Annotated in this window: 13 protein-coding genes and 1 tRNA gene; 5 read left to right on the plus strand and 9 right to left on the minus strand. The window is 74.8% G+C overall.

The window, feature by feature from the left end:
- Positions 1 to 19: 19 nt before the first annotated feature.
- From IIE03_RS16600 to IIE03_RS16610, 3 genes are all read left to right on the plus strand, one after another.
- On the plus strand, positions 20 to 397 hold the full coding sequence (locus IIE03_RS16600; protein ID WP_192863881.1) for a globin: 378 nt from the start codon (positions 20 to 22) through the stop codon (positions 395 to 397).
- A gap of 11 nt (positions 398 to 408) precedes the next feature.
- On the plus strand, positions 409 to 1326 hold the full coding sequence (locus IIE03_RS16605) for an acyl-CoA thioesterase (RefSeq protein WP_192863916.1): 918 nt from the start codon (positions 409 to 411) through the stop codon (positions 1324 to 1326).
- Positions 1327 to 1463: 137 nt separating this feature from the next.
- Positions 1464 to 4793 (plus strand): S41 family peptidase, encoded by a 3330-nt coding sequence (locus tag IIE03_RS16610; RefSeq protein WP_192863882.1) that lies wholly within the window; start codon positions 1464 to 1466, stop codon positions 4791 to 4793.
- A gap of 33 nt (positions 4794 to 4826) precedes the next feature.
- On the opposite strand, the gene IIE03_RS16615 is transcribed toward IIE03_RS16610, so the two are convergent.
- Positions 4827 to 5318 carry an acyl-CoA thioesterase gene (locus IIE03_RS16615; RefSeq protein ID WP_192863883.1) on the minus strand — a complete coding sequence of 164 codons (492 nt, stop codon included), beginning with the start codon at positions 5316 to 5318 and terminating at the stop codon, positions 4827 to 4829.
- Between the two features lie 203 nt (positions 5319 to 5521).
- Here IIE03_RS16615 and IIE03_RS16620 point away from each other — a divergent pair, with 203 nt between their 5' ends.
- Positions 5522 to 6019, plus strand: coding sequence for a hypothetical protein (locus IIE03_RS16620; protein WP_192863884.1), 498 nt, complete (start codon positions 5522 to 5524; stop codon positions 6017 to 6019).
- A 29-nt stretch (positions 6020 to 6048) separates the two neighbouring features.
- Here IIE03_RS16620 and IIE03_RS16625 read toward each other — a convergent pair whose 3' ends face one another.
- The 8 genes from IIE03_RS16625 to IIE03_RS16660 form a co-directional block, all read right to left on the minus strand.
- The gene (locus IIE03_RS16625; protein ID WP_192863885.1) at positions 6049 to 7740 is read right to left on the minus strand and encodes a GTPase; all 1692 of its coding nucleotides are present in this window, start codon (positions 7738 to 7740) and stop codon (positions 6049 to 6051) included.
- Positions 7737 to 9836, minus strand: coding sequence for a dynamin family protein (locus tag IIE03_RS16630; RefSeq protein WP_192863886.1), 2100 nt, complete (start codon positions 9834 to 9836; stop codon positions 7737 to 7739). The genes IIE03_RS16625 and IIE03_RS16630 overlap by 4 nt, the downstream gene beginning before the upstream one ends.
- A gap of 156 nt (positions 9837 to 9992) precedes the next feature.
- Entirely contained in the window at positions 9993 to 10961 is a 969-nt protein-coding gene (locus tag IIE03_RS16635; RefSeq protein ID WP_192863887.1) for a hypothetical protein, read from the minus strand.
- Positions 10962 to 11060: 99 nt separating this feature from the next.
- Complete coding sequence (locus IIE03_RS16640; RefSeq protein ID WP_192863888.1) at positions 11061 to 12002, minus strand: hypothetical protein; 942 nt, start codon at positions 12000 to 12002, stop codon at positions 11061 to 11063.
- 209 nt (positions 12003 to 12211) lie between these two features.
- Positions 12212 to 13894 (minus strand): energy-dependent translational throttle protein EttA, encoded by a 1683-nt coding sequence (gene ettA / locus IIE03_RS16645; RefSeq protein WP_192863889.1) that lies wholly within the window; start codon positions 13892 to 13894, stop codon positions 12212 to 12214.
- A 189-nt stretch (positions 13895 to 14083) separates the two neighbouring features.
- Positions 14084 to 14701, minus strand: a complete 618-nt coding sequence (locus IIE03_RS16650; protein ID WP_192863890.1) for a single-stranded DNA-binding protein — start codon at positions 14699 to 14701, stop codon at positions 14084 to 14086.
- A 55-nt stretch (positions 14702 to 14756) separates the two neighbouring features.
- On the minus strand, positions 14757 to 16367 hold the full coding sequence (locus tag IIE03_RS16655) for a GTP-binding protein (RefSeq protein ID WP_192863891.1): 1611 nt from the start codon (positions 16365 to 16367) through the stop codon (positions 14757 to 14759).
- A complete protein-coding gene (locus IIE03_RS16660; protein WP_192863892.1) occupies positions 16364 to 18055 on the minus strand; it encodes a GTPase domain-containing protein in 1692 nt (563 codons plus the stop codon). The genes IIE03_RS16655 and IIE03_RS16660 overlap by 4 nt, the downstream gene beginning before the upstream one ends.
- A 149-nt stretch (positions 18056 to 18204) precedes the next feature.
- On the opposite strand from IIE03_RS16660, the gene IIE03_RS16665 reads away from it, so the two are divergent.
- Positions 18205 to 18277: transfer RNA gene (locus IIE03_RS16665), tRNA-Arg, on the plus strand.
- Positions 18278 to 18394 lie beyond the last annotated feature (117 nt).

Genomic DNA, 18394 nt, shown 5'->3' on the forward strand with positions numbered 1-18394 from the left:
CTGATGCGAGGATGACGGGGTGAAGACGTTCTACGAACAGGTCGGCGGGCACGAGACGTTCGCGAAGCTGGTCGACACCTTCTACGAGGGCGTCGCCGGCGACCCCGTCCTGCGCCCCATGTACCCGGAGGAGGACCTGGGCCCGGCCGCCGAGCGCCTCACGCTGTTCCTCGAGCAGTACTGGGGCGGGCCCAAGACGTACTCCGAGGAGCGGGGCCATCCCCGGCTGCGGATGCGGCACATGCCGTTCAAGGTCAATCCGGACGCCCGCGACCGCTGGCTGAAGCACATGCGCGCCGCCGTCGACGCGCTGGACCTGGCGCCCGTGCACGAAGCGGAGCTGTGGGACTACCTCGAGCGCGCCGCCTTCTCCATGATCAACACCTTCGAGGACTGAACGTGGAGCGAATCACCGATCAGCCGGCGACGGCCGACCCCCTGGGCCACCTCCTGGAGGTCCTGGACCTGCGCCCCGTGGACGGCCCAGGCGCTCGCGGCGAGGACGACGTGTTCGAGGGCGACAGCGTGCTCGGCCCCGCCCCACGTGCCTACGGCGGCCAGGTGCTGGCGCAGGCGATCGTCGCGGCGGCACGCACCGTCCCGCCCGGCCGCCTCATCCACTCCCTGCACGGCTACTTCCTGCGCGAGGGATCGCTGGAGGCGCCGATCGGGTTCGCCGTCGAACGCCTGCGGGACGGGCGTTCGTTCAGCGCGCGGCGCTCGCACGCGATGCAGTTCGGCCGGCCGATCCTGTCGATGATCGCGTCGTTCCAGGAGGACCAGCCCGGCTTCGAGCTCACCACGCCGATGCCCGACGACGTCCCGGCGCCCGAGGACGTCCCCTCCGCGCTCGAGGAGCTCGCGGGCGCCGACGACCGTGCCCGCGCGTTCTGGGCCGAGCAGTCCGCGTTCGACCTCCGCCACGTGGGCGGGTCGCTCTACCTGCCGCGCGACCCGTCGGCCGGGGAGGCGCCGCGCACGCAGCTGGTGTGGATGCGGGCGCGCCGCCCGATCGAGTGCGACGACCAGATGCTGCACCGGGCGATGCTCGCATTCGCGTGCGACCAGATCATGCTCGAGCCGGCGCTGCGGGCGGCGGGGAAGTCGTGGCAGGAGGTGGGTGGCGGCAAGGTGCCCCTGGCCAGCCTCGACCACGCGATGTGGTGGCACCGCGACGTGCGGGCGGACGAGTGGCTCCTGTACGTGCAGGGCGCCGCGTCCGCGCAGGGCGGTCGCGCTCTGGGGCACGCGCGCGTCTACCGGACCGACGGCACGCTGGTGGCGTCGATGGGCCAGGAGGGCATGATGCGGCTCCCGGCCGCATAGCGGCGCGCCGCCGCCGCGGCACGGGCAGGGCCGTCGCGGCCGTGCCGTCGCGGCCGTGCCGTCGCGGCGCGGGTGCGGCCGTCCGCTCCGAGCGGATTATCCGTGACGGTGTCCGAGGTCACAGGTACGTTGTGCGCATGTCTCGCCCCTACCTGCGGTACCCGCACCTCCACGAGGACCTCGTCACGTTCGTCGCCGACGACGACGTGTGGCTCGCGCCTGTCACCGGCGGGCGCGCCTGGCGCCTGACCAGCGATCACGTCGCCTGCGCGACCCCGCGGCTGGCCCCGGACGGCTCCCGGGTGGCCTACCTGTCGCACCGGGACGGCCACCCGGAGGTGTACGTCGCGGACCTGGACGGCGGAGCGGCGCGCCGCCTCACCTGGTTCGGCGGGATGCGGACGCTGCTGCTCGGCTGGGACGGCGCCGGCCGCGTCCTGGTGGCGACGAACGGGGCGGAGCACCACCGGTGGCTCACCGTCGTCCACGCGGTGGCGCTCGACGGCTCGGTGGAACGGCTGCGGTACGGCCCGGCGTGGGGCGTGGCCGCCCACGACGGCGGCGTCACGGCCCTGGTGTCGGCCGGCTACCGGCCGGCGGTGCACTGGAAGCGGTACCGGGGCGGCACCGCGTCCCGCCTGTGGCTCGACCGCACCGGCGACGACTCCTGGAAGCAGGCGCTGCCCGCGGAACAGGCGGCGGTCCTGGACCCGATGTGGGTGGGTGACACGCTCCTGTTCACGTCGGACCGGGCGGCGACCTTCCCCGATCACGCCGACGAGCAGGCGAACCTCTGGGCCTGGGACGGGCTGGCCACGGCCGCGCCGGGCGAGGGGACGACACCGGCGGCGCCGCGCCAGGTCACGTTCCAGACGGCGGAACAGGGCTACGTCCGGGACGCGACGACGGACGGCGCCCGGGTCGTCTGGCACAGCCGTGGCGACCTCTGGATCCTCGACTCGCTCGACGGCACGCCCCGCCGCGTCGACGTCACGCTCACCGGGGCGGCGCCGCAGCCCTACGCCGCCAGGCCGTCGCGGATCGACGGGCTGGCGACGGACAAGGGCGGCGACGGGAGCCTCGTCGGCTGGCTCGGCACCGCCTTCTGGGTGACGCACCGGGCGGGCCCGGCGCGCGTCCTGGTCGCCGATCCGGCGGAACGTGTCCGGGAGCCGGACCTGCTGGGCGACACCGGGCGCGCCGTCGTCGTGACGGACGCCGACGGCGAGGACGCGCTGGAGGCGCACTCGCTGGACGGCTCCGCGCCCTCGGTCCGGTTCGCGGGCGGTGCGCTCGGCAGGGTCCTCCACCTCGCCGCGAGCCCGGACGGGGCGAGCGTCGCCACGATCTCGCACGACGGCCGGATCAGCCTGGTCACCGTGCCGGCGCCGGGTGAGCCGGAGTCGTCCACGGTCACCGAGGTGGGCCGGTCGGCCGCCGGGGAGGCGGAGGGCCTGGCCTTCTCGCCCGACGGCCGGTACCTGACCTGGAGCGCACCGACCGGCAACGAGGGTGACCACCACCACCTGATGGTGGCCGACCTGCGGGCGGACGTCCCGGAGGGGCGAGCGGTGACGTCCGGGAAGTTCCACGACCGGTCCCCGGCGTTCACCGACGACGGGAAGTACCTCGTCCTGCTCTCGGACCGTACGTTCGACCCCGCCTACGACGCGCACGAGTTCGCGCTGTCGTTCGGCGCGGCGACCCGCCCCTGGCTGATCCCGCTCAGCGCGGCGGAGCCCGCGCCGTTCGGCCCGAGCGTCGACGGCTGGCGCCTGAGCAAGCCCGAGGAGAAGAAGGAGCAGAAGAAGGGCGAGCAGCAGAAGGACACCGCGCCGGCGGACGACGGCGACGAGCCGGCGGACGCGGCCGTGACCTGCCCCGACATCGACTTCGACGGGGCCGAGGAGCGGGTCGTGCCGTTCCCCGTCGCCTCCGGGCGCTACCGGGCCCTGCGGAGCGCGAAGGGCGGCGTCCTGTGGATCCGCGAGACGGACGACGCCGGAGTGCTGGGCGCCCGGAACGCCGGCGTCGAGGAGGACGGCGAGGCGAACTCGCTGCAGTTCTGGTCCTTCGACGAGCGCAAGGCCACCGATGTCGCCGAGAAGGTCGACGGCTATGCCGTCTCCGGTGACGGCAAGCGCGTCGTGATCCGGTCCGGTGACGAGCTGACCACGCAGCCCGCCACCGCGAAGCCGGGCGACGACGCCGGCCCCGGCGGCTCCACCGGCATCGACCTGTCCCGGATGCGGTACGAGGTGGACCCGAGGGTGCAGTGGCGCCAGATGTTCGACGAGAACGCGCGGATCATGCGCGACCACTACTGGCGCGCGGACATGAACGGCGTCGACTGGGACGCGGCGGTGGCGCGCTGGCGTCCGGTGGTCGACCGGATCGCCACCCACGACGACCTGACGGACGTGCTCTGGGAGACCGTCGGGGAGCTGAACACCTCGCACGCCTACATCAGCCCGCCGTGGCAGCCCGGCGACACCTCACGCCGCCTGGGCTTCCTGGGCGCCGACTTCTCCCCGGCGGACGGCGGCTGGCGGATCGACAGGATCCTGCCCGGCGAGTCCTCGGATCCCGACGCGCGCTCGCCGCTGCGGGCGGCGGGGGTCGACGCGCGGCCCGGCGACACCGTCGTCGCGATCGACGGCGTTCCGGTCGACCCGGTCGTCGGGCCGGCGGCGAACCTGGCGGGGGCGGCGGAGCGGCCCGTGGAGCTCACCCTCCGGCGGCAGGGGGCGGAGGCCGACCGTCGCGTCGTCGTCGTGCCGCTGGCGGACGAGGCCGTGCTGCGGTACCAGGCCTGGGTCGCCTCGCGCCGCGACTACGTGGCGGAGAAGTCGGGCGGCAGGCTCGGCTACGTGCACGTCCCGGACATGACGAGCAACGGTTGGGCCCAGATGTTCCGGGACCTGCGCCAGGCCGTCCGCCGCGAGGGCCTCGTGGTCGACGTGCGGTTCAACGGGGGCGGCCACACGTCGCAGCTCGTGATCGCGCGTCTGGCGCGCCGGATCATCGGCTGGGACGTGGCACGGCACTACGAGCAGCCGATGCCGTACCCGGACAACGCGCCGCGCGGCCCGGTGGTGCTCGTGACGAACGAGCACGCCGGCTCGGACGGCGACATCGTCAACGCCGCCGCCCAGGCCCTGGACGTCGGCCCGGTGGTCGGCGTGCGCACCTGGGGCGGCGTCGTCGGCATCGACGGGCGGTTCGACCTCGTCGACGGGACGAGCATCACCCAGCCCCGCTACGCCTTCTGGCTGGAGGGGCCCGGCTGGGGCGTCGAGAACCACGGCGTCGACCCGGACGTCGAGGTGTGGCACACCCCCGCCGACTACTTCAGCGACGCCGACAAGCAGCTCGACGCCGCGATCGCCGAGTCGTTCCGCCTGCTGGCGGAGCACCCGGCCGCCGAGCCGCCGGAGCTGCCGGAGCCGCGCGTCCGCCGGGCGTGAGGCGGGCTGACGGCGGCCCGCCGAGGGCCGCCGTCAGCGGCGGCGGAACGTGACCGGCTCGTCCAGGTACGGCTTCCACGCGGCGCGCTCCGTCTCGGTGATGCGGCGCGGCTTGCCCGTGGCGGCGTCGACCAGGACCAGCGTGGTCGAGGCACGCACGTACGGTTCGGAGTCCAGCGGTTCGCCCGAGGTGGCGACGACGCCCGGGCCGCCGTCGTGCACCGCGTAGCAGACCTCGATCGACGCGCCGCCGAGCTTGCCGAACCACATCTCCACGAGGACCGGGCGGCGCGTGTACGCCAGCGGGCGCAGGTACTCGATCTCCTGGTGGGCCACGAAGGTGTGCGTCGTCGCCGCCGGCCCCGAGTCGACGACGGCCGTCGGCAGCGGGTCGACGACGTCCTCGTGCCGCCAGAACGCCTCGATACGGGCCTCCTGGAGCAGGTCGAGCATCTCGACGTTGTTGACGTGCTGATACGCGTCGAGGTCGGACCAGCGCAGGGAGACGGGGATGTGCAGACGCATGGGATCCATCTTCGTGCATCCGCGCCGCGGGACCGGGCGACGTCGTCCGTGACGCCCGACACGACGTCGTCCGTGACCTCCGGCATGACGTCCTAATCGTTTCGTCGCCCTCCCGGCGCTCCCCCGGGCACCGCCCGCGCGGCTACAGTTCGTGACCGCTCGCCCCGAGAAGACTCCTGCACGAGAAGCTCCCTGGAGGAACCATGCGCCGTACCGCCGCCGTCGCCCTGGTCGCCGCCCTGTCCCTGACCGGGTGCTCGATGCCGTCGACCGGCCCCGGCGGCGCCGACGCCGGGACCGTCGAGGCTCCGCCGGAGCCGCTCGGCACCGAGGCCGCGGGCGAGCAGTTCCTCCAGATCGTCGCCCCGTACGACGGCGTGCGGGACCAGTTCGAGGAGGCCGTCGACTCCGAGGCGCCGCTCGAGCAGCAGACCGGCCTGGCCGCGGCGGTGGCCGCCGCGCTGCGCGCCGAGGCCGAGGGCCTGCACCGGTCGGCGTGGCCCGACGAGGTCGCCGCCGACGCGCACGCGCTGGCCGCCACGATCCAGGAGGCGGCGGGCCACTGGGAGGGCGCGGCGGCCGCGGAGTCGAAGAAGGAGGTCATGAAGCACGTCGACCAGGCGATGAAGGTCGACGACGGCGGGGCGGAGGCGGCCATCCGCGAGACGCTGGGCCTGGCGGACGCCGGCGCGAGCGAGTAGGAGGCCGGCGGAAGCGGGCGCTCCCGCCGTCAGCTCGCCGCGATCGTCGCCGCGGTCCGGCACCGGCCGAGCGCCGCGAGCTCCTCCCCGACCGGACGCCGCACCAGCCGGTCGGCGACCTCGGCCACCGCCGCCCGTAGCCGGCGGCGGGCGACCGCGGCCCGGCGCCGGGCACCGATCGCCGCGAGTACCCGCGACACCAGCGCCACCAGCACCCCGAGCAGCAACCCGCCGAGGACCAGCAGCGTCGGCCACGGGATCTGGAACGGATCGACGCCGAGCCCGTCGGGCGGGCCGGGCGTCGCGCCGGGGAACACCACCTCGGTGCCGTCCCCGGACGGCACCGGCACGGTCCAGACCGGCGTCGGCGGCGCGGGCAGCCGCAGGTAGGAGAACAGGAACAGCACCGCCAGCCACGCCAGCCCCGCGCCGACCGCGGCGATCAGCGTCCACTGCAGCACGTTCACGGCCCGCCACCACAGCGGCCGCCGGCCGGCCTCGAGCCGGGTGCTCGCGACGGCCTGGTCGAGCGCATCGGGCAGATCGTCGATGCCCTGCTGCGCGCGAGCGCGGGCGGCCAGCACCCACGAGTCGGCCACACCGTCGGTCACGCTCTCGACGTACCGCCGCACCCCCGTCGCCGCCGCCGCGCGCACCGCCGGCGCGGGTGACGGCAGCGAGGTGCGTACCAGGTCCTCCCGGCCCTGCGGGGCACGCTGCTCGACGCCGCGCAGCCCGAGCCGGCGCAGCGGATCCCGCCGGAGCCGCCCGAGCCAGCGGGTCAGCGGCCAGCCGGTCGCCGCCCGCGCGTCCCGGCGCGCCGTCGCTCGCACGGCGTCGACCACGACCGTCACGCCCGCCGCGTCCTCCAGGGCCTGCAGCAGCGCGCCGCGCGCGCGGTCCGCCGCCCGCGCGGGCGGCTGCGCCCCGCACGCCTCCACGATGTCCGACGCCGCCGCGCGCTCGTCGCCCACCAGCCGCGCGGTCGCGGCTTCGCGCTTCCTCGCCGCCTTCGCGAGCAGCGCACGCAGCTCGTCCATCCCCTCGCCGGTCGCCGCCGACAGGCCGAGCACGCGCGCGCCGTCGAGCCCGTCGGCGGCGACGAGCCGCTTCAGGTCCGCGAGCATCGCCCTCGTCTCGTCGGGCGCCAGCCGGTCGATCTGGTTCAGCACCACCACGACGACGTCGGACCGGCCCGCCAGCGGACGGAGGAACCCCTCGTGCAGCGCCGCGTCGGCGTACTTCTGCGGGTCGACCACCCACACCAGCAGGTCCGCACGCCCCACGAGGGCCTCGGCACGCAGCCGGTGGTCCACCACGACCGAGTCGTGATCCGGCAGGTCCAGCAGCACCAGGCCGGTGGCGTCGTCGGCCGGCGGCGGCCCGGACATCTCGACGTGCCGTGCCACCTCCAGCCAGGCCAGCAGCGGTCCCGCGCCGTCGCCCCAGTACGCCGCCAGGGCGTGCGACGTGGTCGGACGCCGCACGCCGGTCACGGCCACGTCCTGACCGGCCACCGCGTTGAACACGGACGACTTTCCCGAGCCCGTCGCCCCCGCCAGCGCCACCACCGTGTGCTCCGCCGAGAGCCCGCCGCGCTCGCGCGCCCGTTCCGCCACGGCCCGGGCTGCGTCCAGCAGCTCCGGCGCGAGGCGCCCCTCGCCCTCGTGGGCGGCGTTCTCCAGGGCCGCGGTCCGGGCGGCCAGGTCGAGCCGGCTCATCGGCCGGCCTCCGCACGGCCGAACAGGCGATGCCAGAAGCCACGCCGGCGGCCGGACTCCTCCTCGGTGCCGGAGCCGTCCGCGTCGCCCGGTCCGGCACCGGACCGGCCCGGCGGCCCGACGGCGGTCGCCGCACCGGCCGGTCCGGTCCCGGGAGCCCCGGCGATGTCGTACCCGCCCGCGCCCGCCCCGCGCAGTCCGCGCGCGGGCGCCTCCGTGCCGGAGGCCGGCGCGGCGGCGTTCCCGGTCCCGGCGGAGTCCCGGGAGTCCCGCTCGGCCGACGCGGCGTCGGCGACGGCACGCGCGGCGTCCCGCAGCGCCCCGCCTCCGGCGTCGGCGGAGCCCACGGCGTCGAGCTGGGCGGTGTACCGCGCGGCCTGGCCGTCCATCACGACGCGCACGCGCGCGCCGAGCCGTTCCTTGGCCTCGACGGCGAGCCGCCGCACGGCGTCCTCGCCGAACACGGCCTCCAGCAGGCGCTGCGCCAGGACGGCCGTACCGCCGGCGATGCCGACCTCGATCCCGGACAGCCCGCCGGTGGAGGCGAACACGAAGATCATCAGCGCCACGCCCAGTCCGTTGACGCCCAGGGACAACGCCCGCGCGGTGCCGCGCCTGGCCGAACCCTGCTCCCGCACGAGGTTCAGCACGTCGGACTGCCAGCCGCGGATCTGCTCGCCGACGTCGGCCCGCAGCGCACCCGACGCCCGCGACAGGTCCAGGCCGTCCAGCAGCGCCCGGCCGGCCGCGTCCCCGCGCCAGCCGGCGTACGCCCGCTCGGCCGCACCCTCGGCGGCGTCGAGCACCACGGACTCCAGGCCGTGCGCGATCGCCTGCTCCACCTGCGGCGCCTCCCGCGGCCTGCCGCGGAAGAACCCGCCGATCGCGTCCCGCACGCGCCCGATCCCGTGCTCCACCGCGCGGAAGAACTCCCCGGTGCCCACGAAGTCCTGCCAGCGGGCGAGCACCTCGCCGCGCAGCAACGCGCCGTCGGACGTCGCCGCGTTCACGTGGGCGACGGCGTCGGCGTACGCGCCGGCGACGACGGCGCGCAGGCGGGCGTCGGCCTCCTCCTGGGCGTCGGCGGCGTCCGCGAGGTCCTCGGCGCGCCGCACCAGGTCGTCGACGACGCCGTCCCGGGTCGCCGCGATGACGTGCGCCCGGGCGCCCGCGTCGCCGCCGAGGTCCGTCAACCAGTCGGCGACGGGTGCCACCGCCCGCTCCGGGAGGTAGCCCTCGGGCGTGAGCCCGGCCTCGGGGACGACGAACAGGCGCGCCTCGCCCAGTCCCTGCTCGGCCATGAGGTCGCGCAGGTCGTCGACGGTGGCCTCGGCCCCGGGGTCGACCCGGTCGAGCACCATGGCGACCTGGGCGCGCCGCTCGGCGGCCGAGGTCAGCAGGTCCCACGGCACGGCGTCGGCGTAGCGGGCCGCCGTGGTGACGAAGAGCCACAGGTCGGCCGCGCCGAGGAGCTGCGTCGCCAGGTCGCGGTTGGCCTGCTCGACCGAATCGATGTCCGGCGCGTCGAGCAGTGCCAGCCCGCGGGGCAGCGTCTCGCTGGCGACCATGCGGAGCGTGCGCGGCTCCGCGGGGCCGGGTGCGCCGCCGCCGGTCGTCCGTCCGGCCGACGGCGGTCCGCCCGCGCCGGTCACGCGCGACAGGCCCGGGAGGACGCGGTCGCCGGTGAACCAGCGGGCGTCGAGCGGGTGGTGCACCAGCACGGGCGCGCGGGTGGTCGGGCGCAGGACACCCGGCACCGTGACATCCTCGCCCAGGACCGAGTTCACGAGGGTCGACTTGCCCGCACCGGTCGACCCGCCGACCACCACGAGGAGCGGGGCCTGCTGCGACCGCAGGCGCGGGAGCAGGTAGTCGTCCAGCTGGTCGACCGATCGGCGCCGCGCGTCGCGCGCCCGGTCGGCGCCGGGTGTCTCGAGCGGGAGGCGGAGCGTCCCGAGCCGCGTACGCAGGCCCTCCAGCGACCGCGTGAGGTCGCCGACGGCATCGTCCGCGGGCGACGCGGCGCCCACGGCTCCTCCGGCCGGCTCGGCGGCGCCGCGGTCTGGCGTGGGCACGTCGTCGGGCTGCTCGGTCATGGCGCACAGTCTGCCGTAAGCGCGCAGGCCGGTCCCGTGGAGCGGGCTCGTGGCGGCCGGTTCGTGACGACGGGTTCGTGACGCCGGGGCTCGGGCGGCCGGTCCCCGGCGACCGGGTTCGTGGCGGCGGCAGAGCCCGGCGTCCGGCTCCGCTCCTCAACGCCGCAGGCGGCGGCGCAGCCAGTCCGTCAGGGCACGGGCGTGCTCGCGCTGGGCGGCCCGGGTGAGCGGCGACGCCGGATCGGGCGGCAGGAGCGATCCGTACGCGTGGTGTCCCGCGAGCACCGCCAGGTAGGCGGTGACCTCGTCGGCGTCGTACGAGCCGGGGAAGGGCCGGATCGCCAGGGCCTGCTCGGGCGCCGGGCCGCCCTGGGCGTGCATGAGGCCGAGCATCGACAGGGTCGTGGTGAACGCCGGGCCGGCGCCGCACACCGCCCAGTCGACCGCGAGCGGCGGGATGGCGCCGCGCTCGGCCGCGAGGAAGACCGCCTCGCGACGCAGCACGTGATGTCCCAGGCGGTCGCCGGAGAGCCCTGCCGCCGCCTCGCGAGCAAGCTCGGCGAGCGCCTCGACCCGGCCGGGCAGCCATGCCCCGAACGAGGCGAGTGCGGCGGGGTGGTCCTTGGCGAGGCGCGTCCAGGCGTCGGTGTCGAACAGGTCCTGCCACGCCGGGAAGCTGCCACCGGCGTGCGGGCCGGGAACGGCGATGTCACCGATGCCGTACGCGAGCTCGAGCGCCTCGTCGACCTCGGCGTCCGCCCACGGCAGCTCGGGGAGCCGTACGGGCGGCATCGCGAATCCGAGCGCGAGCCACTTCCCGTACCCGCCGACCTCCTCGTCGACGGTCCAGACCAGCGGCGGCACGGGTGCTCCCGCGGGCAGCGCCCGGACGAACCCGAGCTCGGCGCGGAGCCGGCGGTGGCCGACCGGGTTGTGGCTGTCCGCCGCCCTGACGTAGTAGTTCACTCCTCCGGCCTGAAGCTGGAGCTCGTACCCGCCCGCGGAGCGGCCGCCGGGCAGGCTCGTCCAGCCCAGGACACGCGCACCGATCGCCTCGCTCACCCGGGTTCGCACTGCCGACGGGATGTCCGGCCAGCCGGGCCGGAGCGATGCGGGCGATGCCATGAACGAATGATCCCGGCACCGCGCCGTCCCGGGCAACTCCCGATGCGTTCGAATTCACCCGAACACCCGTGGGACGCGCCGCCCTGATCCCGGTAGATGTCAGAATCCGAGCCTGCGCCGGAGCCACTCCACGCAGACGCTCGCGTGCGCCCGCAGGACGGACGGCCGCTCCCCCGGTTCGGCGCGTTCCGGGTGGAGCGCCTGTTCGACGAGCTGCCCGGTCAGGGCGGTGACGAGGCAGGTCACGGCGTCGGGATCCGTGTCGGACGACAGCGGGTGCCTGGCGAGGACCACCTCGGGGGCCGGCCCGCCCTCCGCCCGGATGTGGGCCAGGAGCAGGACGGTGTCGACGAACGGCGCGCCGCGTGCCGCGCGGGCCCAGGCCGCCGCCACCGGCCGGCCGTCGGGCGACAGCGGCGGGTACAGCGTGTGCCGGGTCGGCGACCCGTGGACGAGAGTGTCGCCGGACACGGCCTCGGCGCTGTGGACGGCGATCTCGGCGAGCGCTTCCAGCCGCGGTTCGAGCCACGGGGTGAAGTTCCGCAGCCCTTCGGGTCGCTCCTCGGCGAGGCGCCGCCACGGTCCGGCGCCGAACAGCTCGGCGCTGTCCAGGAACGGTCCGTCGGCGGGTGCCTCGAACTCGCGGATCTCCCGCAGGACGCCGAGGGCGGCCCCGACCTCCTCCTCCGTCCACTCGTCGCCGATCGGCCGGATGTCGCGCATCCCCCAGCTCGCCACGATCCATCGTCCGAACTGCCCGAGATCCTCGTCGAACCACCAGAGCAGAGAGGGCACGGGCGCCCCGGCCGGGAGCACGGCGACGACGTCGATCGCCCGCCGGGCCAGTTCCTGGGCCCGCGGATCGGCCGTGTTCACCACGGTGCACACCTGGGTTCCGGTGGCAGTCTGGAGCGACATCGCCGCCGCGCCGCCGACGCCGTTCATCGGCAGTGTCGTCCACCCGAGGACCCGGGCCCCCAGCTCGTCCGAGATGCGCTGTCGAACGGGCGGTGGCAGATCCTGCCACCCGGGCTGGGGCACGGAAAAGACCATAGGACGATCCTCCCGGACTCCCCCCATTCCCGGCAAACCCATCCACGGCCGAAGAGTCATCCGATGTACGTCATTCATCGCATGAAACGAATCAGCCGGCTGTTCGGCCTCCGGACATCTGTGGTTCCGGAGGCCGGACAGCCGGCCGGCTCCCTCGCGTCGTGCGTACCGTGCGGCGGGCGACGGGGTCGCGCGCCTCAGTCGCGGGTGAGGCGGCGGTAGGTGACGCGGTGCGGGCGGGCCGCGTCGGCGCCGAGCCGCTCGACCTTGTTCTCTTCGTACGACTCGAAGTTCCCCTCGAACCAGTACCAGTTCGCCGGGTTCTCCTCGGTGCCCTCGTAGGCCAGGATGTGCGTGGCGACGCGGTCCAGGAACCACCGGTCGTGGGAGACCACCACGGCACATCCGGGGAAGTCGAGCAGCGCGTTCTCGAGCGAGCCCAGGGTCTCGACGTCGAGGTCGTTGGTGGGCTCGTCCAGGAGGAGCAGATTGCCGCCCTGCTTGAGGGTGAGCGCGAGGTTCAGGCGGTTGCGCTCACCGCCGGACAGCACCCCCGCCGGCTTCTGCTGGTCCGGGCCCTTGAACCCGAACGAGGCGACGTAGGCGCGGGACGGGATCTCCACGTTGCCGACCTTGATGAAGTCCAGCCCGTCCGAGACCACCTCCCAGAGCGTCTTGTCCGGATCGATGCCGCCGCGCGACTGGTCCACGTAGGACACCGACACCGTGTCGCCGATCTTCAGGGTTCCGCCGTCCAGCGGCTCCATCCCGACGATCGTCTTGAACAGCGTCGTCTTCCCCACGCCGTTCGGGCCGATGACGCCCACGATGCCGTTGCGCGGCAGCGTGAAGCTGAGCCCGTCGATCAGGGTCCGGTCACCGAAGCCCTTCCGGAGGTTCTCGGCCTCGAGCACCAGGGAGCCCAGGCGCGGGCCGGCCGGGATCTGGATCTCCTCGAAGTCGAGCTTCCTGGTGCGCTCCGCCTCGGCCGCCATCTCCTCGTAGCGCTGCAGGCGGGCCTTGGACTTGGTCTGGCGGCCCTTGGCGTTGGACCGCACCCATTCCAGCTCGTCCTTGAGGCGCTTGGCGAGCTTCGCGTCCTTCTTGCCCTGGACCTCGAGGCGCTCGCCCTTCTTCTCGAGGTAGGTCGAGTAGTTGCCCTCGTACGGGTAGAGACGCCCCCGGTCGACCTCGCAGATCCACTCCGCGACGTGGTCGAGGAAGTAGCGGTCGTGCGTGACGGCCAGGACGGCGCCCGGGTAGCTCGCCAGGTGCTGCTCGAGCCACAGCACGGACTCGGCGTCCAGGTGGTTCGTCGGCTCGTCGAGCAGCAGCAGGTCCGGCTTCTCCAGCAGCAGCTTGCACAGGGCGACCCGGCGGCGCTCACCGCCGGACAGCACCGTCACCTCCGCGTCCGGTGGCGGGCAGCGCAACGCGTCCATCGCCTGCTCGAGCTGGTTGTCCAGGTCCCACGCGTCCGCCGCGTCGATCTCCTCCTGGAGCGTGCCCATCTCGGCGAGGAGCGCGTCGAAGTCCGCGTCCGGCTCGGCCATGAGCGCGGAGATCTCGTCGAAGCGAGCCTTCTTCGCGAGGATGTCGGCGACCGCCTCCTGGACGTTACCCAGGACCGTCTTCTCCTCGTTCAACGGCGGCTCCTGCTGCAGGATCCCCACCGAGTAGCCGGGCGACAGCCGGGCCTCACCGTTGGACGGGGTGTCCAGGCCCGCCATGATCTTCAGGATCGTGGACTTCCCGGCCCCGTTCGGGCCGACGACGCCGATCTTCGCGCCCGGGAAGAAGTTCAGCGACACGTCATCGAGGATGACCTTGTCGCCGTGCGCCTTGCGCGCCTTGTACATGGAGTAGATGAACTCAGCCACTGCCTTCGTTCCACCGTTTCAACAGGGTTGGGAGGGGGTTGCGCCCGTCGCGCGGCGACCTGCTCGCGCACATCGCGCTCGGCCGCGACGGGCGTCGTCGTCCCCCAGCCTACGCGTTCGGGGTCTCGCGGGTCGGCGATGTCGTGCCAGCCGCCGCGGTGGACCGCGGCGGGGACGCCACCGCGAGCGTCACCCCTCGCCGCCGTCGTCGTCGCCGGAACCCGGCACGGCCGCTCCGTCCGGTCCGGCCATGACCTCGGCGGCCGCGTCCGCGAGCGCCGCGGCCTCCTCCACGGCCTCCCCCGCCCCGTCCGGACGGGCAGCCGCGTCCCTGCCCGTCATCGCCGCCCAGGCGTCCGAGTCCGGCACGCCTCGCGCGAGCCCGCCCCATCCGGACGCCGCCGTCGCGCGCTGCTCGCTCCCGGACGCGCCCGGAGGCTCGTCGGCCGGGATCACGCGCTGGAACTCCGCTCGTCCCTTCATGAGGTTGGGCCCCACGGAGTCGGCGTTGATCACGAGGCTCGTGCGCCGCCGCGCCTCGTCGCCCCACTCGTCCACCTCGAGCCGCCCGGCGACCATCACCGGCTGCCCCTTCTTGACGCTCTTGCTGATGTTCACCGCGGCGTGCCCCCACGCCTTCACCTGGAACCAGATCGTCGGGCCGTCGTAGAACTCGCCGTTCGTGTCCCGGATGCGCCGCGTGCTCGCCACCGAGAACGTGGTCCACTCGTTGCCGCTGCCCGACCGCCGGATCACGGGATCGCTCCCCGCGTTCCCCGTCACGGTCACCTTTACCTCGTTGCTCACGTCGCGCTCCTTCGCTCCGCCGCACCGGCCCCCTGCCGGCGCGCCGGAACCAGCATCACGCGCGGGCCGCCTCCACGGAGGGCGTCGGAGCGGAGGCTGTGTACGAAGCGCTGTCTCCACGACCCGAGGTCGGTGTCCGACCGGCCCGGGACGGCGCCGAGGGTCCCTCCTCGCGTGCGGACTGGGCGAACTCGCGCACCTGCCGGTGCTCGTCGAGCAGCCGCTGCGTGGGCTCCCCGAGCGACCGCTCCAGGACCCGCTCCACGGCGGCCCTCCCCGCCGCGAGCACGGCCTGCTCCCGGCGTCTCGCCAGCGCCCGCCGGATCCGCGTCGCCGCGAGGAAGACGCCGAGCGCCGCGAGCGCCGCCACGACCCCGGTCACGCCGAGCACGGTCGAGGTCGTGTCGTCGAGGGGCAGCACCTGCATCGACGCCAGCACGGTGGCGAGGCCGAGCACCACGGCCAGGGCCACGAAGGCGAGTGCCACCCGCCGCAGCGGACGCGCCGACGCGGGCCCTCGCACGTCCAGCGTGACGCCGCGCAGTGCGGTCGCGAGGGACGCGCCGACGTGCTCGGCGGACGCCACGGACTCCGCGAGCGACCGCTGCCAGCCGGGCCGGAGGTTCTCGCCCGCGCCGGTGAGCCAGCGCGCGCGGGACAACGCGACGGCGTCCGGATCGGGCGCGGGGAACTCGGGCCGCCCGTACCCGTTCTGCACGGAGGCGGCCACCTGGGCGGCGACGGGGGCGAGACCGACCGCCTCGCCCAGCGCCTCGGTCTCCGCGGCAAGCACGGTGGAGGTGTGCCAGGGAACCTCGGCGGGGGTCTCCTCGAGCAGGGCGGCGGCGGCCGCGTCCAGCTCGGCGGCCGCGCGCCCGGCGGCCACCGACCGCCGTCGGACCGCTCGCTCGAGCAGGTCCCGCAGCTCCGGCACGCCGTACCCCGTCTTCGCCGAGACCGGGACCACGGGCACCTCGCCCACGCCGTCGTCGCGCAGCAGGCGCTGCACATCGCGTGCCAGGTTGTCCTGCTGGCCCGCCGGCACGGTGTCGATCTGGTTGAGCGCGACCACCATCGACCCGGGCCGCTCGCCCGCGCCGCGCAGGTAGCCGGAGTGCAGCGCGTCGTCGGCGTACTTCTGCGGGTCCACCACCCACACGAGCAGGTCGACCAGGGGCAGGACGCGGTCCACGATCTCGCGGTGCCCCGGGGCGACGGAGTCGTGATCGGGCAGGTCGAGCAGGACGAGGCCGCCGAACCCGTCCTCGTCCGCCCCGTCGAGCTCACCGGCGCGGGTGATGCGCCGCTCGCGTTCGACGCCGAGCCAGTCCAGCAGCGCGGCGGCGTCGTCGGACCAGGAGCAGGCGGAGACCTTCGCCGTCGTGGGCCGCTTGACGCCCACCTCGGCGAACGAGAGCCGGGAGATCCGGTTGAACAGGCTCGACTTGCCGGATCCGGTGCCTCCCGCGAGCGCGATGACGGTGTGGTCGACCCCGAGCGCGATGCGCTCGCGCACGCCCGCCACGGCGCTCGCGACGCGGCCGAAGACGGCGTCGTCGAGCCGGGAACCCGCTATCTGCAGGGCGCGGCCGAGGTCCTCGGTCCGGGCGCGCAGCGCGGCATCGTCTCCGGCACGGCCGTGCGGCCGCGTCGAGGCGCTCGTCATGTCAGCCTCCTGAGCTCGGCGAGCCGAACGCGCAGCGTGGCTGCCGCGTCGTCGGCGAGGGCGGGGATCTCAAGGGCACTCTGGACAGATCGGGCCTCGGCCGCAACCGCTAGCGCGGTACGGTCGGCCAGATCCGAGCGCAGCGGGCGCACGAGGTCGTCGACGGCGTCGTCCAGCACCCTGCCCAGGAGACGGGCGGAGTCCTCGTTCCCGAGCGCCGCGGCGAGCAGGAGCGTCGCCAGTCCGGCGTCGCCGAAGGCGCGTCGCGCGCCCTGTGCCGCCGCCGCGTCCACGGATTCCGGGGTGTCCGTGCCCGCGTCGCCGTCCTCCGCGCCGAGGCCCGCCACGAGGCGGTCGGCCTCGGCGACCCAGGCGGCGGCCTGCTCGGCCGCCCAGTCCTGGCGGGTCCGCCCGCGTTCCGTGCCCGACGGCGCCACCGCGGCGCCCGCGGCGGGAGCCCCCGGTCCGGCGAGCTCGGCGCGCAGCCGCTCCTCGGTCCGGGCGCCGGCGGCGGCGAGCGAGCGTTCGGCCGCCCTCCTGGACTCCTCGCGCAGCGGCGCGAGCGCCTCGGAGCGGGCCCGCCCGGCGCGCTTCGTCGCGCGCACGACGCCGTCACGCACCGTCACGCGGTCGATGCGCCGGCTCGCGACGAGTTCCGCGAACCGTGCGGACACCTGCGAGCCGCCGGCCGTCCCGGCCGTGATCGTGGCTCGCGCCACGGCCTCGGCGTCGGGCACGACCACGTCGATCACGCGGCGTAGCTCCCGGGCCGCGGCGCCCTGCGCGTCAACGGCCTCCACGAGCCCCTCCACCCAGTCCGGCAGCACCTTGAGCGCGCCCTTGAGGGTGCGCACCACCACGGTGCGGGACCGCTCCGGTCCGGCCATCATCGCCAGCCAGCGCCCGATCCCCGCGACGAGCGTGGTGTCGAGCAACCCTTCGTGCGGGCCGACGTCCGGGATCACGAACAACGGCGTGTCCGTCATGCCGCGCTCCCGCATGCGCGCGTTCAGGTCGCCGCGGATCGTGGCGAGGTCGTCCTCGCCGACCCGGTTGAGCACGATGGCCACGCTCGCCCCCCGCTCGCGTGCGCGGTCGAGGGCCTCCCAGGGCAGGGCGTCCCCGTAGCGGGCGGCCGTGGTGACGAACAGCCACAGATCGGCGCCCTCCAGGAGCTTGCCGGCCGTGCTGCGGTTCTGCGAGACGAACGAGTCCAGGTCGGGCGCGTCCAGCAGGGCGGTGCCGCGCGGCACGCCCTCGTGCTCGACGACCCGCGCGAGCTCGGTCACCGGCCCCGCCTTGAGCGTCGCCCGGTCCCGCGGGTGCACGCCCACGACGGGTTCGCGGGTGGTGGGCCGCAGCACCCCCGCGTCGGAGATGTCCCCGCGCAGGAGGCTGTTGAAGATGGTCGACTTGCCGGCGCCGGTGGAGCCCGCGAGCACCACGAGGGCGGGACTGGACAGCTCCGCGAGCCGGGGCAGCAGATGCTCGTCGAGCTGCGCGAGGAGGCGCGCGCGAGAGGCTTCGGCGTCGTCGGCCCCCTCGATCGGAAGCGGCAGACGCACGGCGGCGACGTCGCCGCGGAGGTCCTGGACGACGTCGTGCACCGTGAAGCCGAGCTGCTCGGCGACGTCGGGGTCGACGCCGCCCCGGCGGCCGAGCGCGGCGGAGCGCGTTCCGAGAGTCACGGGTTCATCCTGATATCTCCACATGCCCCTTGCCAACCGGGACGCGCCGGACGGCGGCCGCGGACTGCCTCAACCATACTGGTCCACGCTCCTGGTCCAACTCCGGGGCCAGGATCGATACGATAGGCCCGCGCCCCCTGCGGGCGCACGCCTCCATAGCTCAATGGATAGAGCAACGGCCTTCTAATCCGTAGGTTGCAGGTTCGAGTCCTGCTGGAGGCACCTAAAAATTCACCCACGCAAAAGTCGCAGCTTTCCCGCTCCGCCTTTACCGTGGCTCAGCACAGCGAGATGCGCCGGTGGCGGCGCGGACATTTCCACCAGAGCCTCCGGAGGTAC

The sequence above is a fragment of the Myceligenerans pegani genome (assembly GCF_014892515.1).
Taxonomy (GTDB): Bacteria; Actinomycetota; Actinomycetes; order Actinomycetales; family Cellulomonadaceae; genus Myceligenerans; species Myceligenerans pegani.

Coding starts and splice junctions, on each gene's coding strand:
- IIE03_RS16610 (WP_192863882.1), top strand. CDS start 1,464: ATGTCTCGCCCCTACCTGCGGTACCCGCACCTCCACGAGGACCTCGTC.
- IIE03_RS16615 (WP_192863883.1), bottom strand. CDS start 5,318: ATGCGTCTGCACATCCCCGTCTCCCTGCGCTGGTCCGACCTCGACGCG.
- IIE03_RS16620 (WP_192863884.1), top strand. CDS start 5,522: ATGCGCCGTACCGCCGCCGTCGCCCTGGTCGCCGCCCTGTCCCTGACC.
- IIE03_RS16625 (WP_192863885.1), bottom strand. CDS start 7,740: ATGAGCCGGCTCGACCTGGCCGCCCGGACCGCGGCCCTGGAGAACGCC.
- IIE03_RS16630 (WP_192863886.1), bottom strand. CDS start 9,836: ATGACCGAGCAGCCCGACGACGTGCCCACGCCAGACCGCGGCGCCGCC.
- IIE03_RS16635 (WP_192863887.1), bottom strand. CDS start 10,961: ATGGCATCGCCCGCATCGCTCCGGCCCGGCTGGCCGGACATCCCGTCG.
- IIE03_RS16655 (WP_192863891.1), bottom strand. CDS start 16,367: ATGACGAGCGCCTCGACGCGGCCGCACGGCCGTGCCGGAGACGATGCC.